Source organism: Streptosporangium sp. NPDC049376 (assembly GCF_044466505.1).
Classification (GTDB): Bacteria; Actinomycetota; Actinomycetes; order Streptosporangiales; family Streptosporangiaceae; genus Streptosporangium.
Map to the genome: position 1 here is coordinate 1 of NZ_JBITMT010000029.1, position 24,441 is coordinate 24,441.

Genomic DNA, 24,441 nt, shown 5'->3' on the forward strand with positions numbered 1-24,441 from the left:
CGCCCCGAGTCGGCGCTTTCCCTCGTCACTCCGTCGCTTCGCTCCTGCGTTCCTCAGTCCAAGCACCGACGCGCCCAAGCCGACACTCCTCACACTTGGGGCCGGTAACCCCAACCCCCTCACCGACGATGAGTTCGGGTCGGCTTTCCTCGGGTGGCGCGGGCTTCGGTGCTGATCGCCCTTGGTTGGTCAACGGCTGCTGGAGACCTCACCCGCTCAGCGACCACGACACCGGACGTCGAAACAGGACCTGACCCCCACTCCCGAGACCGTCACCCCGCCCCGAATCCGTGATCCGGCTTCGGACCGGAAGGCCCGTTCCTACGTAGGATCGAAGATCCATATGAAACGGGAGGGCCTTTGCCGGCGCCGTACCGTTCGATCCTGGCCCTGCCCGGAGCGCTCGCCTTCTGCGGGGCGGGGCTGCTGGCCAGGATGCCGGCCTCGATGATGGGGCTGAGCCTGCTCCTGCTGCTGTCCGCCGAGCGGGGGTCGTACACGTTGGCCGGGCAGGTCACCGCCGCCTACGTCTTCCTCGCCGCCGTCGTCAGCCCCTTCCAGGCGCGGCTGGTCGACCGGCTCGGGCAGCGGGCCGTACTGCTGCCGCTCACCCTGGTCAACCTGGTCGCCAAGGGCGCGATGGTGCTCTCGATCACCTCGGATCTGCCCTCGCCGTTCCCGCAACTGTGCGCGGCGGCGGGCGGCGCCACCTCCCCGCTGGTCGGCGCCTACGCGCGGGCCAGGTGGAGCGCGTTACTCAGGGACCGGCCCGAGCTTCGTGCCGCCTACGCCCTGGAGTCGCTGGTCGAGGATCTCTGCGCGGTCGTCGGCCCGCCGCTGGCCGCCCTCCTGGCCGACGCCTTCTCCCCGCTGGCCGGGCTCGTCCTGGCGATCGGCTCCGGCTTCGCCGGGACGGTGCTGTTCGCGGCGCAACGCCGTACGGAACCACCGTGTAGACCCCCAGGCCAGCGGACTCGCGAGCCGCTGGGTGTGGCGCGGCTCGGCCCGGTCTGCCTCACCACGGCCGGGCTCGGTCTCCTCTCCGGGAGCGTCAACTTCACGGTCGTCGCGTTCTGCTCGGAACAGGGCGTGCGCGGGCTGAGCGGCCTGGTGCTCGGGGCCGTCGCGGGCGCCTCGGTCCTGGCCGCGCTGTTCGTCGGCGCCGTAGGTCTCCCGCCCCGCCGCCTCGTACGGCTCGCCGCCCTGGCGACGGCCGCCCTCAGCGCCGCCCTGCCCCTCGCGGCGGCCGTCCCCTCAGGGGCGGTCGTCCTGGTCGGCGTGGCCGTGACGCTGCTGGCGTTCGCCGCCGCGCCCGCCACGATCGCGAGTTTCACCCTGGTCGAACGGCTCGTGCCCGCCTCACGACTCTCCGAGGGAATCGCCTGGACCACCTCGTTCCTCCTGGGCGGCTACGCCCTCGGCGGCGCGCTCACGGCCGTGGTGATCGACAACTTCCACGCCGGTTTCCTCGTCCCTCCCGCGGTGGCCCTGGCGACGGCCTGTTGCGCCTTCCTGATCCCGCGAACCCCTTCGGCCTCTCTTCAGCCGACTCGCTGAAGCCCGGCCACCCGCCGGAGGGAGCACCTGGACCCGGCGTGTGGTCACCTCGCCACAGAAATTTAGTCAATGATTTTGACTATCAATGATCCTTACTATAGCGTGATCGTCATCACCGGACGTGCTTCACCAGGGGAGAAGACGACAATGACGATCACCGTGGAACTCACCCGCTTCCGTGTCGCCGCCGACCGCGCCCAGGCGCTGCTCGACGCACGGCCCGCGATGCTGACCGACTTCGCCGCCGACCGCGCCGGATTCCTCGGCGCCAGGTTGATCCGCCTGTCCGACGACGAGTGGCTGGACATCGTGGACTGGCGCTCCCCCGAGGACTTCGCGGCCTCACGTGCCAAGGGCGCGAACCTTCCGGGAATCGCCGCCTTCTTCGCGGCGATCGACGAACTGGTCAGCATGGAGGAGGGCCGCCAGGAGACATGACTTCTCGGCGCCGGTGCCCGTACAGGATGGCAGGCCGCACCATGCCATGGCCGACGCACTCGTTGGCTTCGGGAAAGCCCCCAGATATCCCGGACCAACGCGATTCCGGGCGTTCGGGAAACGCATGATCGTGACCGCATAGGGTCCGGGCATGGCTGAGAACTGGCAGACGGACAGGATCGGAAGCGCTCTGCGGAATGAGAACCCCACCGTGCTGCGGCGGCTGGACGCCGGATTCGCAGTGATCGGGGATGTTCAGTTCCTGCCGGGATACTCGGTGCTCCTGGCGGACGACCCGGCCGTGGAGAGGTTGTCGGACCTGCCGAAAGGCAGACGGCAGGCTTTCCTGTCCGACATGGATGACCTGGGGGAGGCCGTCGAGCGGGCCTGCCGACGTCTCGACCCAGCCTTTCGCCGGGTCAACCTGGAGATCCTTGGCAATACCGACGCCTTCCTGCACGCTCATGTATGGCCAAGGTTCGACTGGGAGCCGGCCGACCTTGTGAGCAAACCCGTCTGGCTCTACCCCCGCGGCAACTGGCACGACAACCGCTTCGCCCTCGGCCCGCAACACGCTGCCCTGCGAGAAACGATCAGCGAAGAACTCGACCGACTACGCCTCTAATCAGTCGAAGAGCGCCCTGATCAGGGCGCCCTGGCCGGACTGGAGGACGTGGGCGTCTTCCAGCGGAATCCAGAAGCACTCGAAATCGGTGGGCTCCCGCTCGCCGTCGTGAAGCTCCTGGCTGGCCCACCGCTCCGGTGTGGGCTCGGTGAGCTCCAGTTGGAAGACGTGGCGGTGTTGGATCTCGAATCGGTAGGGGCTGATGTCGTAGACGACCTCGCCCAGCTTCCTGACGATCCCGAACCCGGTGAAGCCCGTCTCCTCCCGCGCCTCGCGAAGCGCGGCCTCCTCCGGAGTCTCCCCCGGTCTGACGCTTCCTGCGGGAACCTGAATTCCGATCTCCTCATAGCTGCAGCCGATGTGCCGGAAGACCAGCAACCGCCCGTCGCGAACGACGTAGCACAGGACCTTGTCTTTCACGACCTTGTCCGTCACCGATTTCCCCTCCATTAATGACGACCATTGGGGACGTCCAGATTAAGGACACCGGCAAAAAGAACTTGAACACCCCGACGCCAAACATGAAGAGTTCCAACCGAACGCCCCGGCCCCATGTGTGAGAAGTGTCGGCTTGGGCGCGTCGGTGCTTGGACTGAGGAACGCAGGAGCGAAGCGACGCAGTGACGAGGGAAAGCACCGACTCGGGGCGCCCAAGCCCGCGACGCCGAAGGCGGAGCAAAGAAACACAACTTGGGCGCGTCGGTGCTTGGACTGAGGAACGCAGGAGCGAAGCGACGCAGTGACGAGGGAAAGCACCGACCCGAAGCGCCCAAGCCCGCGACGCCGCCAGGCGGCGCAAAGAAACACAACTTGGAGAGAGGCGACGGAATGACGAAGGAAAGCTCCGACCCGGAGCACCAAAGGCGTCTGCCCAGGGTGCTCAAACCCATCGACGCCAGCGGGCATCACGAAGAGACGGAGATGCACATCAAGTCCCGGCCTGGGCTCGCGCCCAAGCCCGTGAGGCCTCCTGCCGTCGCCAACAGGCAGGACGAGCCCTTCACCCTCGGTGAGCTGACCCTGTGCACCGATGTACGGCCCGCCGACTGGGCCGTCTCCGCCACGCTCCCCTTCGACTGGAACATCGTGGCGTGCATGCTGCCGCCGGTCTTCGGGGCCTATGCCCGGCTGTTCCATCCGCCGCGCATAACCGTGGGTGACGTCGAGCAGGAGACCTCCTGGAGGAAGGTGGCCCTCGCCAACGGGCGCGTCCCGCATCCCGGGATGCAGTGGCCGTACATCACCGGTGCATGGAGCTTCTTCAACGACGAGCAGCCGGGCATCTGGAGCTATCCGCCCGAGGAGGGAACACTGCCGCTGCGGCAGGTCGCCCGGCTGGTCCACCTGCTCTCCCCGCGCACCACCACCCCCGAGCGGTGCTGGTTCGCCGTCTGGGAGGGCTTCGGCGACCTCAACCTCCCCGTGGAGGACGAGGAGATCCCCAGAGTCGAGATGCCCGCGCGGTCGATGCTGCTTCTGGAGGGTCCGCTGCGGGCCGCGACCACCTCGTTCTCCGACATCCCATGGTCGGGTCGGTACGCCAGCCTGTGGTGGCCGCAGGACCGGGCCTGGTGCGTCGCCACCGACGTTGACCTGATGACCACCTACATCGGCGGCAGTCCGGAGTGCGTCGCGGCCCTGCTGGCCGACGAGGAACTGGAGATCATGGAAATCCCCGTCGACCAACGCCTGTCCTGGGGCAGCGACACCGTCAACCCGCCTCCCACCGGCAAGAGCCCCTGGTGAGACAACACACGGCCGCCACATGGCGAGACGCCCAGCCGAACGTCCGGCTTGGATCAGCGATCTTGGACGACGGCTACGTGCCCTGCCCGTCCGGCGTTTCGGGAAGCCGGCCGACCATCTTGCCCTCGGAGTCCAGCACCTTGATCATCGGGTTGTCGTCGCCGTCGATCTCCAGCACGATCCTCGGGCGTCCTCGCGAGTCGCTGAGCACCAGGAAAGCCCCTTCCGGGGTGCTGTAGCCGAGCTGGACGCGAGGCGGCATGGCGGGCACCCGGTCGATCGGGAGCGCCGGATCGGGCATGTGCTTCATCTCCAGCATCGCCGCGCCGTGAACGCCCTCCCAGCGGGTGGCCAACGTGATCGCCTGCGCGTTGGTGTAGTCGAGCGAGATGCTGGCCCCGACGGAGGAGGAGACGATTCCTCCTTTCTCGTTGCCGTCGCCGTCATTGAAGATCAGGTAGGTGCCTTCTGGTCCCTGGCGCTGGTCGGCGGGATACGTCCTACCTCCGCTGATGATCGGGGGTTTGCTCGAACTCACCAGGAAACGCTGCCGGCCCCGGCGGTCCACCACCCGGAACGACTTCCTGGCCTGCTCCCCGGAGGTCTCCGCCTGGGCGGTTCCGCTGCCCGCCATCACGGTCGTGCCACCCACCAACAGCGCGGCCGCCGCTCCGATCGCAGCCCGCCGATCACACTGCTCCATCTCCCGTTTCCCTTCTCGCCGGAGGGCAACAGTGGATCATCCGGGCGCCGCCGTGTCCCTGCGGCCAGCATGAAGATCACGGGTAGGGACTACCCCCCCTGCGCCTGCCCCTTTGCGCGCTACCAGGCGAAGCAAAGAGATATGCCTTGTGCTTTCCCGGCCCCAAGTGTGAGGAGTGTCGGCTTGGGCGCGTCGGTGCTTGGACTGAGGAACGCAGGAGCGCAGCGACGCAGTGACGAGGGAAAGCACCGACCCGAGGTGCCCAAGCCCGCGACGCCGCCAGGCGGCGCAAAGAAACACAACTTGGGCGCGTCGGTGCTTGGACTGAGGAACGCAGGAGCGCAGCGACGCAGAGACGAGGGAAAGCACCGACCCGAAGCGCCCAAGCCCGCGACGCCGCCAGGCGTCGCAAAAGGACACAACCCGCGACGCCGCAGGCGTCGCAAAGAGTCACCGCTCCTCTTCGGAGTCCTTGGGTACCTTGCAGCAGTGTTCGAGGTAGAGGGCGGCGCCGATCAGGAGGACGCACGAGATGAACGAGCCGCCCGCGATCATGAAGTCCTGGCGGGGGATCTCCTGCTCAAGGAGTTCGGCGGTGTAGAGGGTGAACCCGGCGAACATGCCCCCGAAGACCGCCCCCGCGTACGCCGACGCCTTGGCCAGTGCCGCGAGGCGGGCGACCGCGAGCGGTTCGACGGGCTTGGTGTCCGGCTTCCGTTCGATCCTCGCCCGGGTCATCCACCCGCTGTAGGCCTCACCGATCGCCAGCAGCAAAACCGTGGGGATCGCCGTCCACGGCACCCTCGGCAGGATCGAGTAGAACGGCCTCAGCAACGCCCACGACACGATGGCGCACACGACGAGAACACCGACGAGCACCCCGGGACGGCTCGGCCTCACTCCGGCCTCTGGAGGGTCAGGTCTGGGCGAAGCCGTACAGAGGTCTGATCCAGGTCGGCGAGCAACTCCGTGATCCCACGCCCGCCGAGTACGGCGTCCGGGTCGATCTGGGCCCAGGGGACCAGCACGAAGGCGCGCTCGTGCGCCCTGGGGTGTGGCAGCGTCAGCTCGGGGGTGTCGGAGGTCAGGTCGCCGACCGCGATCAGATCGACGTCCAGGGTGCGCGGGCCCCAGCGTTCGGCGCGGACCCTGCCGAAGACGTTCTCCACGTTCAGAGCACGTTCGAGGAGTGCCCTGGGTTCCAGGGTGCTGGAGGCGATGACCACCACGTTGAGGTACGGCCCCTGCTCGGGCCCCCCGACCGGGTCCGTCTCGTAGACCGGGGAGACCGCGACGAACTCCAGCTCCGAGGAGTCGAACAGCGAGTCGAGCGCGCCCTGCAGCGTGTCGAACCGGTCGCCCAGGTTACTGCCGAGGGCCAGCACGATCTTCATGATCTGCTCCTGATGATCGTCACGACCACGTCGTCGAACGGCAGCGGGATGGGTGCGGCGGGTTTGTGCACACTCACCTCGGCCGACTGAACCGCCTCACGGGCCAGGCAGACGTCCGCCAGGCGCTGGGCCAGCGTCTCGATCAGGTTCACCGGCTCACCCTCGACGACCTTGACCAGGTCCTGGGCGAGCTCTCCGTAGTCGACGGTCTTGTCGAGGTCGTCGCCCTCGGCGGCCGGGGCGGTGTCGAGGAGGAGCGTGACGTCCACCACGAACTCCTGGCCGAGCTCCCGCTCGGCGGCCAGCACGCCGTGGCGCCCCCGCGCCCTCAGGCCCCTGACGCTGATCCGGTCCGTCACGCGGCTTCCTCCTCCTCGTCGTCGTCGGTTTGCAGAACGGGAGATCCGTGGTGCAGCCAGAGCCGCCATCCACCGGAGGTCCTGACGAAGGTGTTGCTCGCCACGACCTTTCCCGCCGCGAAGCTGGAATCACCCTCGTCGCCCGCGGTGAGGATGTTCTCCTCACAGGTGAGGATCGCCACGTCCCCGAGCACCATGACGCGGACGTCGGTCAGCACGAACTGGATGTAGGGCGTGTTGGCCATGATGAGCGCCCAGGAGCGCAGCACCTCCTGGCGGCCGTTGATGATCGGCCACCCCGGGTGCACGCAGCTCACCTGGTCACCTTCGAGGTCCTCGGCCCAGATCTCGGTCATGCGGTCGAGGTCGGCGTTCTCGATCGCGGTGTAGAACGCCTGGTTGACCGTCTCGACGGCGGTGGTGTCGACGCTCATGATCTCGCTCTCTGAACTGCTGCGGCCACGCGGACGGCGTCCGCGTTCGGGCGTACGTCGTGCACTCGAACGCACCAGGCCCCCGCCTGCGCGGCGAGGGCGGTCACGGCGATCGTGGCGTCGTCGCTCTGGCCGAAGGGTCGGGGGGTACCGTCCTGGTCGGCCAGCAGACGGCCGAGAAAACGCTTGCGTGATGCTCCGATGAGCAGGGGGTATCCCAGCTCGGCGAGGTGGTCGATGCCCGCGAGCACGGCCCAGTTGTGGTCGGAGTTCTTCGAGAAGCCGATCCCGGGGTCGAGCACGATCTGACTCTCCGCGACCCCTTCGGCGAGCACGGAGGCGACCCGCTTCGACAGCTCCTCGCGAACCTCGGTCACAACATCACCGTAGATCGCCCGGCTGTCCATCGAGTGGCTGTGGCCGCGCCAGTGCATCACCACGTACGGCACGCCGGCGGCGGCCACCACTCTCGGCATCTCCGGGTCGGCCAGGCCGCCGCTGACGTCGTTGACGAGCTTCGCACCCGCGTTGACCGCCGCCTGCGCGACCTCGGCCCGCATGGTGTCGACACTGACGGTGACGCCTTCTCGGCTCAACGCCCTGATGACCGGTTCGACCCTGGCCAGCTCCTCGGCGAGCGAGACCCTGGCCGCACCGGGCCTGGTGGACTCGCCGCCGACATCGACGATGTCCGCACCCTGTTCGACCAGCTCAAGCCCATGCCGTACGGCCGTCGCCACGTCGAACCACTGTCCTCCGTCGGAGAAGGAATCAGGGGTGACGTTGACCACGCCCATCACCAGGCAGCGGCCCTCGCTGGGCAGCCCCGGCACACTCCACGTAGTCATGCGGACAAGCCTAGGCGTTGTCCGCCCTTCGCCCATATCGCGGGTCCGGCTTGTGTCATACCAAGGGATCCCGCCCGGTGTGCGACGGGTGGCACAAGGTGCGAAGTGTCCGGACTGGAGGGGCTGGAGCAGGCTGGACCTTGGCAAGTCTGGCGATATCAGCCCGAGCACGATCAGAGACTAGCCTTCCCTCCCCCGCCTCGTCCTCCTTTCCCGCACCCCTTCCTTGGGCTCCGAAACAGATGCTGTTGATCCCGACGAACCGCTGGAAAACCTTGTGAACTTCCCCAGATCTCCCGTGGGGTAGCCCCGTTTGCGCAGGGAGCCCTCCGGTAGGGCGACTCACCGTGTTCCTTGCGGGGGACCATCCCCGCGTGCGCGGGGAGCACAGACGCCCCCCGCGGCCGTCACCACGACCCGCGGGACCATCCCCGCGCACGCGGGGATTGATCCGCCACCATCCAATGACGATCAAGGTGTGGTGTTGAGGAGGGCGTTGATGTCGGTTTCTCGGTAGCGGCGTTGGTTGCTGGGGGTTCTCACCGAGGGGATGCGGCCGGTGAGGGCCCAGCGGTTCACGGTCTTGGGGTCGACGCCGAAGATGCGGGCCACTTCGCCGGGGGTGAGGAGGCGTTCGGTGGTGCCGGCTCCGGTGGTGAAGGTGCCGTCCGGGGCGACGGCCTTGAGTGGGGACACGGGAGGCTCCAAAAGGGGTCAGGGGCGGGTGCGGTGGAGGATTTCGTCGTGGTGGGCCAGGGCGTCGGCGAGGCGGTGGAGGGTGGTTCGGCCGAGCATGTCCCGGGCTCCGGCCACGCGTTGGTCAGGCCGGAGCGGCTTGTAGCGGATGGCCCACCATCGGGGCAGGCCGGGCAGGTGGAGATGTTCGTAGCGCCAGGCGGGGTGGGCGCTGATGAGCAGGTCGATCAACCGGCGTTCGTACTCGGTCATGGTCGTCCTGGTTCAGAGGGCGGACAAGAAACCCGGACCGCAGGCCGGGGGCACTGGACCTTTCTTCGTGCAGGTCATGAGGGCGGTCGTAAGGCCCTTCAAGTCATAAGGCCCTTCGAGGGGGCGGGTGCCCGGCCCCGAGCCGGGGAGCACGACGGCCAGGCACCCTGGAGGAGGACCGGCCCCACACACTCGGGGCCGGTGCGCCGGACGACTCCCCTTCCCCAACACGCTCAGAACGTGCGTGGAAGCCGCCTTGCGAAGATGTGCGGCCCAGGTCCCTCCCACCTGAGCCGCACGCTTATGAGGTACGGCGAGCGACGGGTGGGATGACGTTCCACCGCCCGCCGTACCGGCTCAAGAGCGCAGCAACCTGCGCAACACCGTAGGTCGGCCGGGCGTGGCGGCCTGACCAGGGCATATAGCCGGGGAGGTCCGGGCCGACTGCCTATCCCGGGCGGTCTGCAGAGCGCGGGCGACGGCGACGGCCCGGATGCTCGGCGGCACCGTCGGAGACGCCTGGGCGGCCAGTTTGCGGTCCAGTTCCTCAGCCGACCCGGCCCGCACCAGCGGCGTGTCCCCGGGATCCGGCCTGCCGGGAAGAACGCGACGGTAGGCGCTCCACAGCCCGGTCGCCGAGTTGTGGAAGACCAGCCATCCGGAGTGGACCCGCTGCACGGCGTCGCAACTCCGCCGCGCGACACCCGACGTCATGCCGCCCTCCCACCCGGCGAAGGCCGTACCCCGACGGACACCGTCTCCTCACCCGGCGAACCCCGCTCCCCGCCGACCTCCCCGTTCCGCGCCCCGGAAGGCGGACGGCCGGTACCGCCCCTCCTACGCCGAACCGGCGCCGGGGAGGACTGCGGCGAGAGCCGGATGGCTCGGATCATCTCGGCCTCCCGCATCCGCTCCTCCAACCCCTCGGAGGTGGGATCCTCCACGATCACCGGCCGGGGACCGTCCCAGGCGGCCACCGCGTAGAAACAGCGTCGTCCCAGGCTGTAGAGCACCGTCCAGTCCGCCCAGGCCTGGTCGATCCGCTCGGCCTCCGCCCGCGCCGGGCCGTCCCACACCCGCCTGTACACCGGCGCGTACGGCAGGCCGTCCCTGTGCCGTCCGGTCACGGGGTCACCCCCGCGACGGCGTCGCGGGCGGTCCTCTCCTGCTCGGCCACAGCCGCCCGGACCTCCTCGAAGGTGTCGGCGTCCACAGCCGACTGCGCCCCGGCCCGTACGGCGATGCGGGGAAAGAGGTGGGTGCGGAAGGCCCAGAACCGGCCCGCGTCACTGATGATCAACCGCCAGCCCGGGATCACCGGAGCCGTGGGGATGTCGTGCATGATCTGGACCTCCGTGATCCGACCAGAGGCATGCCTGGCACGGGTGTTCGCCAGACGGGCCTGCCCTGCGGGACAAGAAAGAAGCCGCGCGCCGTACGGCACAGCCGAAGACCGAGGACCGCGAGCACCAGGCCGACAGGCCGTACGAGCATGGGGAACGCGACATCGGTCTCCACGCCGGTATGGCCCGCCGCTCGCAGGCCGTACACCATGGCGGTTGGGCTGGCGCGCCCTCGTCCAGGTGATCCCGGATCGAGGAACCCGGGGGAACGGACGCCGAACCCACCTGGGCAACGGCGGCCGGACAGGCCGCACCGACGCGACAGGCGTGGGCTCCAGAGCCGGAACCGGGTCATCCGCAGGAACCGGCTCCACGACACCATCCGGTACAGCGGCCGGGACCGGCGCGGGCGCTTCCACTCCAGGAGCAGACCGACCCTGACCAGGCACGACCGCCCCCACAGGACCATTCGGCACGGCGTTCGCGGCCGGAGCCATCGCAGGCGCCACCGGCTCAGGATCGGGACGACGCTGAGCAGGTACCAGCGGAATCACCTCGGCGGGCGCCACCTCCACCGGAGGCCGAGGCGAGGGAAGAACCTGCGGGCCGTACGCACGACGGGCCTGAAGACGGGCGTTCATCAGCAGCCCGGACGGCTGCACATACTCGTGCTCGTCCTGGTGCGGACATCCGTGGGCGTAGGGGGAATGGCCGCAGCGAGCGCATCCCATGGGCAGGGGTACGGCACCGGCGAAGCAGCCACAGCCGTCCCGGATCGACGTGTCCGGGCCGAAACCCGGAGCACTAGTCTTGCTCACGTCAGGAGTGCCTTCCTGATCAAGGCCCCGGCCGGTGTTGCCTCACCGCGATTCCGGGGCCGATCTCATGTCGAAGCTGTGACCGCGCGGCCGGTGACCGCCAAGTCCTCGGCCGCGCGGCGTATCACTCGCGAGTGCGACAGACTGGACGACGTGACCGCCACCAATCCACTCGCATTTGTCCGTTATGGTCTTAATGCCCTCTTGTTTATGGGGGCTAAAGTCCATGTGCTCGGACGATAGCCCGCCGTCGACAGGGACGCAATAGGGGGGCTAAATTTCGAGTGGACGCGATGTGAAGGACCGATACCTTGGATGCCAGGACGCTGCATGACATCGCAGCCATTTCCGACCCACTTGACCGTGCGCGCGCCGCATCCGCCGCTATGGCAACGCTGCAAGGCCAATCCGTAGAACTCTCCCGAATCCGCCGCGCCGCGATCATCGAGGCCCAGGAGTCCGGCATGAAACAGGACGACATCGCCCGCCACCTGGGAGTGACCCCGGGAAGGGTGAGCCAGATGAAGAAAGCCGGAGCCCCATCCCACCAGGCTCCGACAGGACTCATCGAGCCACGCCCGCGCGTCATCGTGGAGCGGGCGATCCCCACACCACCGGCGGTACGCGGCTCGAAATCCCTCTACCTCACCGAAGCCGCCAGCCAGGGGCTCAAACCAGAGCGCAAGATGCTCTTCATCGGCCCCGAGCCGGCCAGCGAACACGTGGCCGTCGCCCTACACGTCGCACCCGGCGACACCGTGATCGCCCGCCGCAAGATGTTCTGGGCCAACGACGTGCCCGTACGGATCTCCACCAGCTACTTCCGCCTCGACGTCGCCCAGGACACCAGGCTGGACAAGCAGGAATTCGTGCTGCCCACCCTCCAGGCCGCGATCGAAGACCTCGGTCACCGCTTCAGCCACGCCACCGAGACACTGACCTCCCGGCCACCGACACCGTACGAAGCCGACCTGCTGGAAGTACCCGGCGAATGGGTGGTACAGGTACTCCGGATCAGCATCAGCACCGACGACATCCCCATCCACGCATTGGAAACTGTCTGCGCGGCCAGCAGACACGTGTTCGTCATCGGACAAGTAGCCGGATTCGACCACTTCTGAGCATCCATCCATCGCCAGACCATTACGGCGGCCGAACAACACCATAAACAGGAGCCAAAACCGCTCCTCCGTGTTCGCCGCAATGCGGAGGGGCCTCTCAACACCGCCAAACGGTCACGCCTATGGGTCTCTGGAAGTCCAGCCGCAGACAGTCACGAGTTCCGATACGAGGTGAAAATGCGGTGACAACCCTCACCCTCGGCGCTTTCCTATCGCTGTCCGGCAAACACGCCCGCTTCGGACGCCAAGCCCGACTCGGCCTGGAGATCTGGCACACCGCCAACCCCGCCCTGAACCTCCTCATCCAGGACGACCACAGCGACCCCGCGGTCCTACGGGCGGGGTTCCGCGACCTGACCAACCGGTGCGACCTCCTGCTCGGCCCCTACTCCACCCACCTGACCCGCACCGCCGCCCACCTGGCCGCCGACCACGACCGCCTCCTGTGGAACCACGGCGGATCCGGCGACGACGTCGAAGCCTCCCACCCCGGCCACCTCGTCTCGATCCTCACCCCCACCAGCCAATACGCCACCCCCTTCCTGCACCACCTGGCCACCACCACACCCCTGCCCCTGTGGATCGCCACCGGCAAGGGCAGCTTCGGCCGACAGGTCAGCGACGGCGCCGAAACCACCGCCCACACCCTGGGCCTGCCCACCGTACGGCTCGCCCCCTCAGACGACCTGGCCAACGCGACCACGACCCAACCGTGGGCGCTGCTGTGCGCCGGAGCCTTCGAAGAAGACATCGAAACCATCGAACGCGCCAGGGCACTGCCCGTACCACCCCAGGTGGTGTGCGCGGTCGCGGCGGGCGTCCACGAGTTCGGCCAGGCCCTCGACAACCCCCAAGGGACCTACGGCATCGGGCAGTGGTTCCCCGGCACCACACCCACACCCCGCCTCGGCATGGACGAACCCACCTTCCTGACCGCCTACCACGACCGCACCGGAGTACTCCCCGACTACCCCGCCGTCCAGGCCGTGGCCGCCGCGACCATCGCCACCCACTGCGCCACAACCGCCGGAAGCCCCTCACGCACCGCTCTATGGCAGGCCGCCGCCGACCTGGAGACCACCACCCTGTTCGGCGCCTTCAAAATCGACCCCCACACCGGCACCCAACACGGCCACCAACCAGCCCTCATCAAATGGGGCCAAACCGGCCCAAACCCCCTCTGAACCAGCACCCCAGCCTGGCCGTCGTCAACCACAGCCAATTCACGGGACCGTGAAGGCGGGTTCCGCTCACCTCGATCTGGAAATGCCTCCCCACAGATAGGTGGACTCCTCCAGCAGTTGCGGCGTCATCGTGATCCCGGTGAGGCGTTCGGCCAGGAGGAACGCCGGTCCTGCGTGGGGGTCGGCGATCGGATAGACGGGGGAGTCGACCCGTTCCATGACTTCTGCGAGTTCGTCCGGCATCTCCTCCGAGTAGCCTTCCTGGGGCGGGAACTCAAGCTGGACCTTCCCGTCTTTGATCCAGTGGGAATAGCCCTCCTGGTGCAGAAACTCGAACCGGATCTTTCCGTCGTCGATCCAGTGGAAGTAGTCCATGCCCTCGATTTCGAGGTAGAAGTGGGAGACAAGACGGGTGCCCGCCGACAGCGGCACGATGACCTCTTCGGTGACGCCAAGCCCACTGTTGGCCTCGACGAGGAGCACCCAGTCTCCAACGGAGGCGGCGCCGAAGGTCTGCCGCCGGATCAGCTCATCAAGTGTTATGCGAGAGCAGTTCTCAACCCGGGCGCCGAGCCGGGCCATCAGTTCCTCGGGCGTCAGGCCATGGACGTAGGTGAAGCAGTAGGCGTCCGCCAGGTCGGGGAAGCGCTGGGAGAACCAGGAGTGGTCGCCAGGAGTCGTGATCATCCCACCAGACTCGCAGCGCCCACCGACACAACGTGATTGATCGTTCCTGAGATGACAGAACGAGTGGCGAGGCCCCCGTGGGCTCGCCACTCGTGTGGTGCCTAGGCGTGGGCGGCCAGTCTCCGCGGAGTCCTCCTCCTCAGCGTCGCGACGCCCACGGCCGCCAGCCAGGTGGCGGCGATGCCGTTGAACATCGCGACCGCGCCCCAGCCGTTGGAGGCGTAGAACTCGTCGGAGTTGAAGCCGAAGAACATCGACGGCACCCCGGCCAGGTGCAGGGCGGCGATGGCGAACGACGACCAGCCGACCCAGCCGGGAAGGGCGCGGGAACGCAGCACCGCGTATCCGAAGGCGACGCCGAAGACGACCAGCATCAGATGGGTGATGGAGCCGTAGAGCAGGTAGGTGGGCACGGTGCGGGTCGGGTCGATCTCCTCGACGGCCTTGATGGCGCTGCTGCCCTCGATCCCCTTGGCGACCATGTCGACGATCGTCCACGTCACGCCCGCCGTACCGGCGACCGCGCCGAACCATTCGAACCGGGCGTCGGCCTGCGCGATCAGGGGCCGGACGCCGGCCATGAACACCAGGAACAGCGTGAGGGCGAGGAAGTTGAAGAGCGTACGGGTGAGGATCAGCCAGTCCGGCATGAGGCTGCCGGTCTCGACACCGCAGGCCGGGGGGTCACAGGTGGGGACCACGAAGTACAGGGGGAGTTCGGCCATCGCGAAAACGGCGCCGAGGACCGCGGCCAGGCCGATCCAGCGGCGCGCCACAGACGGGAACTGAATCTGTGCATGCCATGAAGTGTTCATGGCATGCACAGTAGCAACAACTGTGTAAGCCGTCTACTATTTCTCTTGGATCTTCGAGAGGACGCAGGCCATGACCCCACGCAAGAGTCACGACCCCGTACCCGCCGACCTTGAGGCGCTGCCGCCGGGCCTGGCCGCGGCCTGGGGCGTGGTCGACACCGGGGGACGGCGCGGCCCCAAACCGGCGCACAGCGTCGAGAAGATCATCGCGGTGGCGACGGAGCTGGCCGACGAGGAGGGCATCGCCGCCGCCTCGCTGCCGAAGGTGGCCGCCCGGATCGGCGTGACCACCAACGCCCTGTACCGCTACGTCAGCTCCAAGGAGGAGCTCATCGTGCTCCTGGCCGACCGCGCCTGGGGCGACCCGCCCGCGTTGCCGGACGGCGACTGGCGGGAGGCGGCGGCGCTGTGGTCACGCCGGCTGTTCGAACGCTTCATCTCCCGCCCATGGCTGCTGGACGTGCCGACGACCGTCTCCCTGACCCCGCACAACGCGGCCTGGCTGAACGCGCTGATCACCGTGCTCGGATCGACCGGCATGGCGGCGCAGCAGACGCTGAACTGCGCGTATCTCCTCGACAGCCACGCCCGGTACGGTGCCAACCTGCGGCGCAACACCCCGACACCGGCCGCGTTGCGCCGGGCGAACCCCGACCAGCAACGGGCGGTGCGCGCGGTCCGCGTCTTCCTGGACGGCCAGCTCCGCTCCCGCGACCTGAACGCCGTCGCGGACGCGATGGAGGACCCGATGTTCCTCTCCGACGAACCCCCGCTCGACGGCTTCGAGTTCGGTCTCGCGAGGATTCTCGACGGCATCGAGGCATACGTGCGGCGATGAGAATGCCGTCACGGCCGGCCTGCCGGATGGGACGCCGTCGAAGCACGCAGGCCGTACGGCCTCCTCAGCGAACCGAGGAGGCCAGGCCGGTCAAGGGTCAGTAGTCGGCCAGGGCGTTGGGGCCCAGGAGGACCTTGAGGTCTCCGGCGAAGGCGCCGTTGGCGAGGTTGACCTTGTACTCCGGGGCGAGACCGACGAGGACCTTGCGCCGGTTGAGCCGTTCGACCATGAACTGGACCGGGGTGTCGCCCTTGTGGGTCCGGAACATCTGCTTCAGCTCGTCGACGAGCTTTCGGTCGATCTTGCTCTCCTGGAGGGAGATGACGATCGGGTCCTTGTCGCCGGGCTGGGGGACCTTGGAGATGTCGAGGAACTCGAAGGCGACGGCGTTGAAGCTGACGCTGGCGTCCTCGCCGTTCTCCCGGATACGGATCTTGCCGGTGCACGCGACGACGAGGTCGGGGGCGAGGTTGTCGCCGTAGAGCTGGTAGGTGGTCGGGAAACAGGGGACCTCAAGGCTGCCGTCGTGGTCCTCGATCTTGAGGATGGCCCAGACGTTGCCCTGTTTGGTGACCTTCTTCTCGACGCCGGAGATGATGCCGGAGATCTTGATCTCACCGCGTTCCCGGTCGGCGTCGCCGTTGAGGACCTGCGCGATCGAGTGGGTGCGGTTCTTCTCCAGAACGCGTTCCGCGCCGTTGAGAGGGTGGTCGGAGACGTAGAGGCCGAGCATTTCGCGCTCGAAGGCGAGCTTGGTCTTCTTGTCCCACTCGTTCGGCGGGACGACGACGGCGAAGGCCGCGTCACCGTCACCGGAGTCCTCGAAGGCGCCGAACAGGGAGTCCTGCCCCATCGCCTCCTTCTTCTTGACGTCGATGACGGAGTCGATGGCCTGTTCGTGGACCATGACGAGCCCGAATCGCGGGTGGTCGAGGTCGTCGAAGGCTCCGGCCTTGATCAGTGATTCGATCGTGCGCTTGTTGCAGACCTGGACGGGGACCTTGGTCAGGAAGTCATTGAAATCGGTGTACTTCCCGTGTTCCTTGCGGGCCGAGATGATCCCCTGGATGGGGCCGTCGCCGACGTTCTGAATGGCGCCGAGGCCGAACCGGACGTCCTCGCCGACGGCGGAGAACCGGAGGTTGGACTCGTTGACCGACGGCGGCAGGACCCTGACCTTCATCCGGCGGCATTCGGCCAGGTAGATGGCCATGCGGTCCTTGTTCGTGCCGACCGAGGTCAGGAGCGCCGCCATGTACTCGGCGGGGTAGTTGGCCTTCAGATAGGCGGTCCAGTAGGAGACGAGTCCATACCCGGCGGTGTGGGACTTGTTGAAGCCGTAGGAGCTGAAGGGTTCGAGGACGTCCCAGACAGCCTTGGCGTGTTCCTCGGTGAAACCCTTACTGATCATGCCGGAGGAGAACGTGGCCCACTGTTTGTCCATCTCCTCCTTCTTCTTCTTGCCCATCGCGCGCCGGAGGATGTCGGCGCCGCCGAGGGTGTAGCCGGCGAGCTGCTGGGCGATGGCCATGACCTGCTCCTGGTAGACCACCAGGTGGTAGGTGTTGCCGAGGATCGGCTCCAGGGCGTCCTTGAGGTCGGGGTGGATCGGCTCGACCTTCTGCGTCCCCGCCTTGCGCAGCGCGTAGTTGACGTGCGCGTTCGCGCCCATGGGTCCGGGACGTCCCAGCGCGAGGATCGACGAGACGTCCTCGAACTCCGTGGGGGCGATCAGCTTGGTGAGGTCGCGCATCATGGACGAGTCGAGCTGGAACACGCCCAGCGTCCACCCGGCGGCCAGCAGCTCGTAGGCCTTCTTGTCGTCCAGCGGCACCTTGAGCATGTCGAGTTCGATGCCGCGGTTGGCCTTGATGTTCTCGACCGCGTCCCCGAGCACGGTGAGGTTGCGCAGGCCCAGGAAGTCCATCTTGAGCGCGCCCATGCTCTCGCTGGACGGCCCGTCGAAGCCGGTGATGCGGGCGCCGTCGTCCTGCCGCATGAAGATCGGCATGACGTCGACCAGCGGCTGGGACGACAGGATGACGCCGGCGGCGTGGACACCGGTGCCCCGGGTCAGCCCCTCAAGGCCGAGCGCGGTCTCGATGACCTTCTTGACGTCGGCGTCCTCCTCGTACAGCTTGCGGAGTTCGCTGGCCTCGGCGTATCGGGGGTGGTCCTTGTCGAAGATGCCGCTGAGCGGGATCTCCTTGCCCATGACGGCGGGCGGGAACGCCTTGGTGATCTTCTCGCCGACGGCGAAGGGGTAGCCCAGGACGCGCCCCGCGTCCTTCACGGCCGCCTTCGACTTGATCGTCATGTAGGTGATGATCAGCGAGACGTTGTCCTCGCCGTACCGCTCCGTGACATAGCGGATCATGTCACCGCGCCGACGCTCGTCGAAGTCCAGGTCGACGTCGGGCATCGAGATTCGTTCGGGGTTGAGGAACCGCTCGAACAGCAGCTGGTGCTCGATGGGGTCGAGTTCGGTGATGCCGGTGACGTAGGCGACCATCGACCCGGTGGCCGAACCTCGTCCGGGGCCGACCCAGATGCCGTTGTCGCGGGCGTACTGGCAGATGTCGGCGACGACGAGGAAGTAGCCGGGGAAGCCCATCGTCTCGATCACGCCGAGCTCGTACTCGATGCGTTCGAGGACCTCGGCGGGGACCGGGTCCCCGAACCGGCGCACGGCGCCGCGGGCGCACTCCTTGCGCAGCCAGCTCATCTCCGTCTCCCCTTCGGGGACGGGGAACTTGGCGGCGAGGTCCCGGTGGGCGAACACCTCTTCGTAGGACTCGACCCGTTCGGCGATCAGCAGGGTGTTGTCGCAGCCCTGCCTCCACAGCTCGTCGTGGTCGAGTCCGCGCATCTCCTCGGCGGAGCGGATGTAGTAACCGGCTCCGGAGAAGCGGAAACGGTCGGGCGCGTCGATCTGGGAGTTGGTGCCGACGCACAGCAGCGCGTCGTGGGCGGTCGCCTGGTCCTCGGTGACGTAGTGGGAGTCGTTGGTGACCAGCGGCGGGATGTTGAGTATCCTGCCGATCTCCAGAAGCTGGTCGCGGACGCAGGTCTCGATGAGGATCTTCCCGTGGTCCATCAGCTCCAGGAAGTAGTTCTCCTTGCCGAAGATCTCCTGGTACTTCGCCGCGTGCTCCAGCGCCTTGTCGAACTGGCCCAGCCGCAGCCGTGTCTGGACCGCGCCGGACGGGCAGCCGGTCGTCGCGATGATCCCCTCGTGGTACTGGTCGAACAGCTCGTCGTCCATGCGGGGGTACTTCTTCATGTGGCCTTCGAGCGAGGCCAGCGAAGAGATCTTGAAGAGGTTCTTCAGGCCCTGGGCGTTGTAGGCCCACATCGTCTTGTGCAGGTAGGTGCCTGACGCCGACACGTCACCGCCGACCCCGCGCTGCTCGTCGAACTTGCGCTGGTGCGGCTCTCCCCAGAAGACGGGCTTCTTGTGGAAGCGGGACTCGGGGCTCACGTAGCCCTCGATCCCGATGATCGGCTTGATCCCGGCGCCGGTGACCTTCTTGTTGAACTCGTAGCTGCCGAACAGGTTGCCGTGGTCGCTCATCGCGATGGCGGGCATGCCGAGCTGACTGACCCGATCGGCCATCTTCCCGATCTTCGCCGCGCCGTCCAGCATGGAGTACTCAGTGTGAACATGCAGGTGCACGAACGAATCAGCCACGGTTGATCTTGGCCTTTCGGGGTCGAGCGGTCGGTGCCCCAACCTTATCGACGCGGCTCAGTGGGTGACCCTTGTTACTCCCGGAAGCGCATGATCGACTTGTATGTCCGGCCCCGCCCTTCCATGAGCCCCGGTATGCCCATACGACATGGAGGTCTTGCGCGTGTCGGGACCACCTCGCAGAGTGAGGACCAGACCGCCCGCCCTAAGGCAAGGAGCCCCCATGATTCCCGATCTGACCGGCGCCGAGTTCCACAAGAGCAGTCTCAGCGGCACCCACGACGACTGTGTCGAGGTCGCCGTGAACCTCCCCGGCCTGGTGGCCGTCCGCGACAGCAAAGATCCCTCCGGCCCGGCCCTGGCCTTCGGTGTCTCCGGATGGGACGCCTTCATAGGCCACGTGAAAATTGGAACGTTCGATTTCTGATCGGCGACAACGTCTTCGCCGGGTTCCGGCCGAACAGCGGGCCGTACCCCGGGCCACCGCGGACCACCGCGGGCCACCGTGGGCGCCCCCGCGTACCACGATGGCCCGGTCCTCCCGGGGCACCTGCTACGTCAGCGACTCGGCCGGGGCCACGATCGACGGGCCGCCGGTCTCCTCGGGGGCCCGGCCGAGCTGCCTGATCGGCCTGATCAGCAGGAGCGCCGCCGCCACGCCCAGCGTCACCAGGGCGGACCCCATGATGAAGGTGCGCGGTTCGATCAGCGTGGTGACCGGACCGGCGATCGCCTGCCCGACCGCCATGCCCGAGACCGACCCGGCCACCTGGTAGGCGTTGACCCGGTTCATCACGTCCGGTGCGACCTTCGTCTGGACGCTGGTCGACCACATCACCGACCAGAACGCCATCGCGACCCCGCCGACCAGGTGCCCGGCCATCAGCATCGGCAGCGGCAGCCCGAGCGCGACCGACAGGGGCGCGGCCATGTAGCCGCTCAGTGCCGTCGCCCCGGCGGCCAGCGGCTTGGCCGGTCTGAGCCTGATCGCCACCAGCCCGCCCAGTACGGTGCCGAGGCCGAGCGCCGCCATCACCCAGCCGTAGTCGGCCCCGATGACCTGCGACGACAGCGGCACGTACGGCCCGATCACCAGAACGCCCCAGAAGACCCAGACCAGGATGGTCGACCACATCCAGTTCATGGCCCTGAACTCCTCCCAGCCCCTGCGCAGGTCGCCCAGCACGTTGGAGGGGCCCGGCTTGGGTACGGCGACCCGGATCAGCAGCAGGGCCACCCCGCTGACGAGGAAGGTCGCGGCGTCGACCGTGTAGACGAAGACCGGGCCGGTGGCGACGATGAGGACTCCGGCCAGCGCGGGACCCGCCAGCTGGGTGATCGCCTCGGCGATCTTCAGTGTCGCGTTGGCCCGTTGCGGGTCCTTCGCGACCAGGGGGACCATGCCGTTGATGCACGGTTCGAACGTCCCGGCGCCGATGCCGGAGAAGAACGCCATCGTCAGCAGCAGGGCGAGCGGCGGGGCGCCGTCCAGGAAGGCGACGGCCACGCATCCCTGGGTGACGACCCTGAGCGCGTCCGCGCCGATCATCAGGCGCCGGGCGCCGATCCGGTCGGCGAAGACCCCGCCGAACAGCATGACCAGCACGGCTGACGTGGTCCAGATCGCGAGCGTGTAGCCGACACCCGCGATCCCGTAGACTTCTCCGACCGCCAGCGCCGAGGCGACGGGCATCATCGCGTCGCCGAGCAGTGAGATCGTACGGGCTCCGAAGTAGAGGCTGAAGTTCCTCGTCCACATAAATCCTCATTCTGAGTTTCTCCAATCCAGGGCGCCGGTGTCCCGAATGACATCATTGGGTACATTTGAGCCATGTCCCTGGACTGCCCGGAACCACCCCCGGCCTCTCTCAGCCTGCATCGTGTGGTCGCCCTGGTCGCTCCGAAGCAGGAGCTCTACCCGGTCACCTCCGCCTCGGCCGTCTTCGGCTACCACGGCTCGGCGATCCCCCAGCACTACAGCTTCAGCCTGTGCGCCGAGCACCCCGGCTCCCTGCCCACCACCCTCGGCGTCCCCATCCAGGTCGACAGCGGACTGGAGGCCGTCGAGGACGCCAAGACCGTGATCATCGCGGGCTGGAGCTGGGCTCTCACCCCCTCGCCCGCCGTACTCCGCGCGGTGTCCCAGGCCCACGCACGAGGCGCCCGCATCGTCGCCGTCGGCTCCGGGATCTTCGTCCCCGCCACCCTGGGGCTCCTGGACGGCCGCCGGGCCTCCGTCCACTGGGAACTCTCCCGCGAACTCGCCGCCCGCCACCCCCGCATCATCCTCGACGACACCATCATCTACGTCGACCACGGCGACGTCGCCACCGCCGGAGCCTCGGCCGCCACCCTCGACCTCTGTCTCCACCAGGTCCTCCAGGAGTACGGCGCCGCCCACGCCATGCGCATCGGCCGTCAGCTCGCCGCCGGTCCGCACCGCGAGGGCTGCCAGCGGCAGTACCCTCCCCTGCCGACCACCGGCCCCATGCCGGCTCCCCTGGCGCCCCTGCTCGAATGGCTGCTCTCGCGCCTGCACGACCCGATCACCGTCGAGGACATGGCCGCCTACTCGGGCGTCTCCCCCCGGACCCTCACCCGGCAGTTCGCCGACCAGCTCGGCGTCCCCCCGGCCCGCTGGCTGCTGGAACGCCGCCTGGCCGCAACCCGCGCCCTGCTTGAGGAGACCGACCTGCCCGTCGAGACCATCGCCACCCGCGTCGGCCTCTCCTCGGCGGTCAACCTCCGCCGCCGTTTCCACAGCGCCCTGCGAACCACCCCTGCCGCCTACCGCCGTTCCTTCCGCTGACGCCGTACGGCGCGGACCAGGACGCGCGGTGGCCGGTGCGCCAACGGGAGAGCGTCGTCCAAGGAGCCCTCGGGCGGCAGCGGGCCGGTAAGCGGCACGTTGGAGGTCGTTCATCCGGGCGACGGCCTGTCGTAGGGCGCCGTCCTTATGGTGATGGTTCATGACAGCGGGTTTCGAGGACTTCGACCGGTTCCTGGAGGAGGCCCGCCGGGCGCTCGACGCGGCCGACCGGCCGCCGTCCGAGGACGAGCCCCCGGGTGGGAGGGGAACGGCCGCGGACGGGCGGATCGTCGCCGAGGTCTCGCCGGACGGCCTGCTCAGCTCGCTGAGGGCCGACCCCCGGGTCATGCGGATGGGCCTGCAGGAGCTGTGCGACCAGGTCGTGCACGCCGTCAACGCCGCGCTCAACGACCTGCGCTCGAACCTCGACGCCCGTCACGGGGCGGTGGACGTGACGGGGCTGACGGAGACGCTGGGCACCGTCCAGGAGGAGTCGATGCGGAGGATGAACCTCTTCGTGGAGGAGATCGGCGAGCTGGCCCGCCGGATCGAAGGACGCGGATGAAGCCCCTTGAGGTCCGCTCACCCAGCCTCCGTACGGCGTCCGGCGGACTCGGCGGCGTGGGCGGAGATCTGGCCGCCCAGGGGCGCGACCTCGGGTCCTCGACGGCCGCGTTCGGTTCCGGGCCCGTCGGCGGGCTGCTGGGCGACCTCCTGGGCCGGACGCTCGGCGCGATCACCGAGTCGCTGGAGTCGGTCGTGGCCGACCTGGGCGACGCCGGGCAGGCGCTCGGCCGGATGGACGCCGGCTACCGGCGGGCGGAGAGCCTCAGCGAGGAGGCCGTCAGCCAGGCTTCGCGTGGGGGTTCTCCAGCCAGTCCCCCACCGTCACATCGCCCTTACGGGACACCTGGTACGGCCTGGCCCGCATGACGTACTCCGGGGAGACCCCACCGGGGAAGACGACCTCGTCGTAGCTGGAGTTCGGCAGGCGGAGACCGGTGCCGCCGGGGGTTCGGATGTCGTACACCCAGCCCTGGCGACCGTACTCGTGCCACTGGAGATGGATCCTGTCGGAGTAGCTGGTGCTGACGTAGGCGGTCTGGCGTGAACTCGGGTCCAGGTGCTCGACGTATCCGTTCAGGTCGGTGTTGTGCGGGTTCTTCGGCCGGAAGCCCGCGGAGAAGATCTCGTCGGGATGCCGGGTGTCCGACCGGTAGACGGGTTCGCTGTCCCGCCGCCACACCGGCCGGGTGCTGTTACGGAAGGGCGAGCCTCGGAAGCCGGGACGCGGCCGGATCGCCGAGATGTTCACCTCGCGGTTGGCCGCCGCCCTGAGCGGGTCCCAGTCCGCGGGCCGCCCACGCAGCCGGCCCGCGCCGGTGCGCAGCAGCGCCATGGCGCGCCTCATCGGTTCGACCACGCCGCGCGAGAGGAAGCGGACGATGTCGTCCAGCAGCGTGCGCAGGGCTCGGCGGGTCCTGGCGACGGCCGCGGGCAGCGTCGCCGGCGAGGCCACGGCTCGGGCTGCGACGACCACCAGCGCGACGAGCTGGGCGATCACCCCCAGCTTCCACAGCAGCGTGGCCACGGCCGCCGTCAGGAGGGCCAGGCCCACCAGCTCGGCGGCGTCGGCCAGCCGGTTCGCCCGGTCGGCGGGCGCGTTCTCCGCCATCCACGAGCGGTAGGCGTCCACCCCGTCGCCGGTGTTGTCCCGCCACACCTGGCTCGCGTACGCGTCGGTGTCGCGGACCGAGCCCCGCAACCGGGCGGCCATCGCCGTGTACCGCGTGCCCTCCGCGTGCAGGAGGTCCTCGTCGAACCCCTCCGGCCACGCCGCCACACCGGTCCAGGCGAGCGGGGCCGCCAGCGCCTGCGGTAACTGGAGGGACATCGACGCTCAGCGGTCGTTCGGGCCGCGGACGCCCGACGGGCCCTCCGCGCTGTTCCGCCGGGAGCCGACCACGCCGTCCGGGTCGAAGGACGCGTCGATCGCGACGACCGACCTTCCGGCCTCCGAACGCGCCTCGGCACGCACACGGTCAGCGATCAGGGATGATTCGGGCCTCTCGGACATCGCGTG

General features: G+C 68.2%; 29 protein-coding genes. 11 read left to right on the top strand and 18 right to left on the bottom strand.

Translation table 11 applies throughout. The features are described 5' to 3' along the window. Positions 1-360 precede the first annotated feature (360 nt). From ACIBVQ_RS37340 to ACIBVQ_RS37350, 3 genes are all read left to right on the top strand, one after another. The gene (locus tag ACIBVQ_RS37340; RefSeq protein ID WP_399183454.1) at positions 361-1,557 is read left to right on the top strand and encodes an MFS transporter; all 1,197 of its coding nucleotides are present in this window, start codon (positions 361-363) and stop codon (positions 1,555-1,557) included. Positions 1,558-1,704: 147 nt separating this feature from the next. Further along, entirely contained in the window at positions 1,705-1,995 is a 291-nt protein-coding gene (locus tag ACIBVQ_RS37345) for an antibiotic biosynthesis monooxygenase (RefSeq protein ID WP_352014126.1), read from the top strand. A gap of 151 nt (positions 1,996-2,146) precedes the next feature. After that, positions 2,147-2,620: a diadenosine tetraphosphate hydrolase gene (locus ACIBVQ_RS37350; RefSeq protein WP_399183456.1), complete on the top strand. Its 474-nt coding sequence runs from the start codon at positions 2,147-2,149 to the stop codon at positions 2,618-2,620. Here the strand turns inward: ACIBVQ_RS37350 and ACIBVQ_RS37355 are convergent, their stop codons facing one another. Next, positions 2,621-3,055, bottom strand: a complete 435-nt coding sequence (locus ACIBVQ_RS37355; RefSeq protein ID WP_399183458.1) for an NUDIX domain-containing protein — start codon at positions 3,053-3,055, stop codon at positions 2,621-2,623. A gap of 393 nt (positions 3,056-3,448) precedes the next feature. Here ACIBVQ_RS37355 and ACIBVQ_RS37360 point away from each other — a divergent pair, with 393 nt between their 5' ends. Continuing rightward, positions 3,449-4,366, top strand: a complete 918-nt coding sequence (locus ACIBVQ_RS37360; protein ID WP_399183460.1) for a hypothetical protein — start codon at positions 3,449-3,451, stop codon at positions 4,364-4,366. A 73-nt stretch (positions 4,367-4,439) separates the two neighbouring features. Here the strand turns inward: ACIBVQ_RS37360 and ACIBVQ_RS37365 are convergent, their stop codons facing one another. The 11 genes from ACIBVQ_RS37365 to ACIBVQ_RS37415 form a co-directional block, all read right to left on the bottom strand. Continuing rightward, positions 4,440-5,069, bottom strand: a complete 630-nt coding sequence (locus tag ACIBVQ_RS37365; protein WP_399183462.1) for a hypothetical protein — start codon at positions 5,067-5,069, stop codon at positions 4,440-4,442. A 450-nt stretch (positions 5,070-5,519) separates the two neighbouring features. Beyond that, the gene (locus ACIBVQ_RS37370; protein ID WP_399183464.1) at positions 5,520-5,969 is read right to left on the bottom strand and encodes a DUF3180 domain-containing protein; all 450 of its coding nucleotides are present in this window, start codon (positions 5,967-5,969) and stop codon (positions 5,520-5,522) included. Continuing rightward, positions 5,966-6,463, bottom strand: a complete 498-nt coding sequence (folK, locus tag ACIBVQ_RS37375; protein ID WP_352014132.1) for a 2-amino-4-hydroxy-6-hydroxymethyldihydropteridine diphosphokinase — start codon at positions 6,461-6,463, stop codon at positions 5,966-5,968. The genes ACIBVQ_RS37370 and folK overlap by 4 nt, the downstream gene beginning before the upstream one ends. After that, on the bottom strand, positions 6,460-6,822 hold the full coding sequence (folB, locus tag ACIBVQ_RS37380; RefSeq protein ID WP_399183467.1) for a dihydroneopterin aldolase: 363 nt from the start codon (positions 6,820-6,822) through the stop codon (positions 6,460-6,462). The genes folK and folB overlap by 4 nt, the downstream gene beginning before the upstream one ends. Continuing rightward, positions 6,819-7,256 (bottom strand): nuclear transport factor 2 family protein, encoded by a 438-nt coding sequence (locus tag ACIBVQ_RS37385; RefSeq protein WP_352014134.1) that lies wholly within the window; start codon positions 7,254-7,256, stop codon positions 6,819-6,821. Before ACIBVQ_RS37385 ends, folB begins: the two co-directional genes overlap by 4 nt. After that, positions 7,253-8,104 (bottom strand): dihydropteroate synthase, encoded by an 852-nt coding sequence (gene folP, locus ACIBVQ_RS37390; RefSeq protein ID WP_352014135.1) that lies wholly within the window; start codon positions 8,102-8,104, stop codon positions 7,253-7,255. The genes ACIBVQ_RS37385 and folP overlap by 4 nt, the downstream gene beginning before the upstream one ends. Positions 8,105-8,575: 471 nt before the next feature. Further along, the gene (locus ACIBVQ_RS37395) at positions 8,576-8,800 is read right to left on the bottom strand and encodes a BldC family transcriptional regulator (RefSeq protein ID WP_399181432.1); all 225 of its coding nucleotides are present in this window, start codon (positions 8,798-8,800) and stop codon (positions 8,576-8,578) included. An 18-nt stretch (positions 8,801-8,818) separates the two neighbouring features. Next, on the bottom strand, positions 8,819-9,052 hold the full coding sequence (locus ACIBVQ_RS37400; protein WP_399183469.1) for a hypothetical protein: 234 nt from the start codon (positions 9,050-9,052) through the stop codon (positions 8,819-8,821). Positions 9,053-9,409: 357 nt separating this feature from the next. Next, positions 9,410-9,766 (bottom strand): hypothetical protein, encoded by a 357-nt coding sequence (locus tag ACIBVQ_RS37405; protein ID WP_399183471.1) that lies wholly within the window; start codon positions 9,764-9,766, stop codon positions 9,410-9,412. Further along, the gene (locus tag ACIBVQ_RS37410; RefSeq protein ID WP_399183473.1) at positions 9,763-10,179 is read right to left on the bottom strand and encodes a hypothetical protein; all 417 of its coding nucleotides are present in this window, start codon (positions 10,177-10,179) and stop codon (positions 9,763-9,765) included. Before ACIBVQ_RS37410 ends, ACIBVQ_RS37405 begins: the two co-directional genes overlap by 4 nt. Further along, complete coding sequence (locus ACIBVQ_RS37415) at positions 10,176-10,394, bottom strand: hypothetical protein (protein ID WP_399183475.1); 219 nt, start codon at positions 10,392-10,394, stop codon at positions 10,176-10,178. The genes ACIBVQ_RS37410 and ACIBVQ_RS37415 overlap by 4 nt, the downstream gene beginning before the upstream one ends. Before the next feature lie 1,130 nt (positions 10,395-11,524). Here ACIBVQ_RS37415 and ACIBVQ_RS37420 point away from each other — a divergent pair. Further along, complete coding sequence (locus tag ACIBVQ_RS37420; RefSeq protein ID WP_399183477.1) at positions 11,525-12,334, top strand: UTRA domain-containing protein; 810 nt, start codon at positions 11,525-11,527, stop codon at positions 12,332-12,334. A 182-nt stretch (positions 12,335-12,516) separates the two neighbouring features. Next, positions 12,517-13,518 (top strand): ABC transporter substrate-binding protein, encoded by a 1,002-nt coding sequence (locus ACIBVQ_RS37425; RefSeq protein WP_399183479.1) that lies wholly within the window; start codon positions 12,517-12,519, stop codon positions 13,516-13,518. Between the two features lie 66 nt (positions 13,519-13,584). Here the strand turns inward: ACIBVQ_RS37425 and ACIBVQ_RS37430 are convergent, their stop codons facing one another. Next, positions 13,585-14,205 carry a DUF6461 domain-containing protein gene (locus ACIBVQ_RS37430; RefSeq protein WP_399183481.1) on the bottom strand — a complete coding sequence of 207 codons (621 nt, stop codon included), beginning with the start codon at positions 14,203-14,205 and terminating at the stop codon, positions 13,585-13,587. A gap of 101 nt (positions 14,206-14,306) precedes the next feature. Beyond that, positions 14,307-14,981 (bottom strand): hypothetical protein, encoded by a 675-nt coding sequence (locus ACIBVQ_RS37435; protein WP_386188894.1) that lies wholly within the window; start codon positions 14,979-14,981, stop codon positions 14,307-14,309. A gap of 109 nt (positions 14,982-15,090) precedes the next feature. On the opposite strand from ACIBVQ_RS37435, the gene ACIBVQ_RS37440 reads away from it, so the two are divergent. Further along, positions 15,091-15,858 (top strand): TetR/AcrR family transcriptional regulator, encoded by a 768-nt coding sequence (locus tag ACIBVQ_RS37440; RefSeq protein WP_352014760.1) that lies wholly within the window; start codon positions 15,091-15,093, stop codon positions 15,856-15,858. A gap of 97 nt (positions 15,859-15,955) precedes the next feature. Here the strand turns inward: ACIBVQ_RS37440 and dnaE are convergent, their stop codons facing one another. After that, entirely contained in the window at positions 15,956-19,549 is a 3,594-nt protein-coding gene (dnaE, locus tag ACIBVQ_RS37445) for a DNA polymerase III subunit alpha (protein ID WP_352014761.1), read from the bottom strand. A 223-nt stretch (positions 19,550-19,772) separates the two neighbouring features. Here dnaE and ACIBVQ_RS37450 point away from each other — a divergent pair, with 223 nt between their 5' ends. Further along, positions 19,773-19,976 (top strand): DUF397 domain-containing protein, encoded by a 204-nt coding sequence (locus tag ACIBVQ_RS37450; protein WP_352014762.1) that lies wholly within the window; start codon positions 19,773-19,775, stop codon positions 19,974-19,976. Between the two features lie 126 nt (positions 19,977-20,102). On the opposite strand, the gene ACIBVQ_RS37455 is transcribed toward ACIBVQ_RS37450, so the two are convergent. Further along, the gene (locus ACIBVQ_RS37455) at positions 20,103-21,308 is read right to left on the bottom strand and encodes an MFS transporter (protein ID WP_399183484.1); all 1,206 of its coding nucleotides are present in this window, start codon (positions 21,306-21,308) and stop codon (positions 20,103-20,105) included. A 72-nt stretch (positions 21,309-21,380) separates the two neighbouring features. On the opposite strand from ACIBVQ_RS37455, the gene ACIBVQ_RS37460 reads away from it, so the two are divergent. The 3 genes from ACIBVQ_RS37460 (at position 21,381) to ACIBVQ_RS37470 (ending at position 23,291) form a co-directional block, all read left to right on the top strand. Then, positions 21,381-22,358 (top strand): GlxA family transcriptional regulator, encoded by a 978-nt coding sequence (locus ACIBVQ_RS37460; protein ID WP_399183486.1) that lies wholly within the window; start codon positions 21,381-21,383, stop codon positions 22,356-22,358. A gap of 160 nt (positions 22,359-22,518) precedes the next feature. Beyond that, positions 22,519-22,923, top strand: a complete 405-nt coding sequence (locus tag ACIBVQ_RS37465) for a YbaB/EbfC family DNA-binding protein (protein WP_362780942.1) — start codon at positions 22,519-22,521, stop codon at positions 22,921-22,923. Then, the gene (locus ACIBVQ_RS37470; protein ID WP_399183488.1) at positions 22,920-23,291 is read left to right on the top strand and encodes a hypothetical protein; all 372 of its coding nucleotides are present in this window, start codon (positions 22,920-22,922) and stop codon (positions 23,289-23,291) included. The genes ACIBVQ_RS37465 and ACIBVQ_RS37470 overlap by 4 nt, the downstream gene beginning before the upstream one ends. On the opposite strand, the gene ACIBVQ_RS37475 is transcribed toward ACIBVQ_RS37470, so the two are convergent. Both ACIBVQ_RS37475 and ACIBVQ_RS37480 read right to left on the bottom strand, forming a co-directional pair. Further along, positions 23,203-24,252, bottom strand: coding sequence for a hypothetical protein (locus ACIBVQ_RS37475; protein ID WP_399183490.1), 1,050 nt, complete (start codon positions 24,250-24,252; stop codon positions 23,203-23,205). The two genes, ACIBVQ_RS37470 and ACIBVQ_RS37475, sit on opposite strands and share 89 nt — an antisense overlap. Before the next feature lie 6 nt (positions 24,253-24,258). Next, the gene (locus ACIBVQ_RS37480) at positions 24,259-24,435 is read right to left on the bottom strand and encodes a hypothetical protein (protein WP_399183492.1); all 177 of its coding nucleotides are present in this window, start codon (positions 24,433-24,435) and stop codon (positions 24,259-24,261) included. Positions 24,436-24,441 lie beyond the last annotated feature (6 nt).

Bases quoted from the DNA above. Each gene is read 5' to 3' on its own strand.
- ACIBVQ_RS37475 (WP_399183490.1), bottom strand. From the start codon at position 24,252: ATGTCCCTCCAGTTACCGCAGGCGCTGGCGGCCCCGCTCGCCTGGACC.
- ACIBVQ_RS37415 (WP_399183475.1), bottom strand. From the start codon at position 10,394: ATGCACGACATCCCCACGGCTCCGGTGATCCCGGGCTGGCGGTTGATC.
- ACIBVQ_RS37460 (WP_399183486.1), top strand. From the start codon at position 21,381: ATGTCCCTGGACTGCCCGGAACCACCCCCGGCCTCTCTCAGCCTGCAT.
- ACIBVQ_RS37465 (WP_362780942.1), top strand. From the start codon at position 22,519: ATGACAGCGGGTTTCGAGGACTTCGACCGGTTCCTGGAGGAGGCCCGC.
- folK (WP_352014132.1), bottom strand. From the start codon at position 6,463: ATGAAGATCGTGCTGGCCCTCGGCAGTAACCTGGGCGACCGGTTCGAC.
- ACIBVQ_RS37360 (WP_399183460.1), top strand. From the start codon at position 3,449: ATGACGAAGGAAAGCTCCGACCCGGAGCACCAAAGGCGTCTGCCCAGG.
- ACIBVQ_RS37345 (WP_352014126.1), top strand. From the start codon at position 1,705: ATGACGATCACCGTGGAACTCACCCGCTTCCGTGTCGCCGCCGACCGC.
- ACIBVQ_RS37385 (WP_352014134.1), bottom strand. From the start codon at position 7,256: ATGAGCGTCGACACCACCGCCGTCGAGACGGTCAACCAGGCGTTCTAC.
- ACIBVQ_RS37455 (WP_399183484.1), bottom strand. From the start codon at position 21,308: ATGTGGACGAGGAACTTCAGCCTCTACTTCGGAGCCCGTACGATCTCA.
- ACIBVQ_RS37470 (WP_399183488.1), top strand. From the start codon at position 22,920: ATGAAGCCCCTTGAGGTCCGCTCACCCAGCCTCCGTACGGCGTCCGGC.
- ACIBVQ_RS37365 (WP_399183462.1), bottom strand. From the start codon at position 5,069: ATGGAGCAGTGTGATCGGCGGGCTGCGATCGGAGCGGCGGCCGCGCTG.
- folP (WP_352014135.1), bottom strand. From the start codon at position 8,104: ATGACTACGTGGAGTGTGCCGGGGCTGCCCAGCGAGGGCCGCTGCCTG.
- ACIBVQ_RS37440 (WP_352014760.1), top strand. From the start codon at position 15,091: ATGACCCCACGCAAGAGTCACGACCCCGTACCCGCCGACCTTGAGGCG.
- ACIBVQ_RS37450 (WP_352014762.1), top strand. From the start codon at position 19,773: ATGATTCCCGATCTGACCGGCGCCGAGTTCCACAAGAGCAGTCTCAGC.
- ACIBVQ_RS37405 (WP_399183471.1), bottom strand. From the start codon at position 9,766: ATGACGTCGGGTGTCGCGCGGCGGAGTTGCGACGCCGTGCAGCGGGTC.
- ACIBVQ_RS37480 (WP_399183492.1), bottom strand. From the start codon at position 24,435: ATGTCCGAGAGGCCCGAATCATCCCTGATCGCTGACCGTGTGCGTGCC.
- ACIBVQ_RS37430 (WP_399183481.1), bottom strand. From the start codon at position 14,205: ATGATCACGACTCCTGGCGACCACTCCTGGTTCTCCCAGCGCTTCCCC.
- ACIBVQ_RS37350 (WP_399183456.1), top strand. From the start codon at position 2,147: ATGGCTGAGAACTGGCAGACGGACAGGATCGGAAGCGCTCTGCGGAAT.
- ACIBVQ_RS37400 (WP_399183469.1), bottom strand. From the start codon at position 9,052: ATGACCGAGTACGAACGCCGGTTGATCGACCTGCTCATCAGCGCCCAC.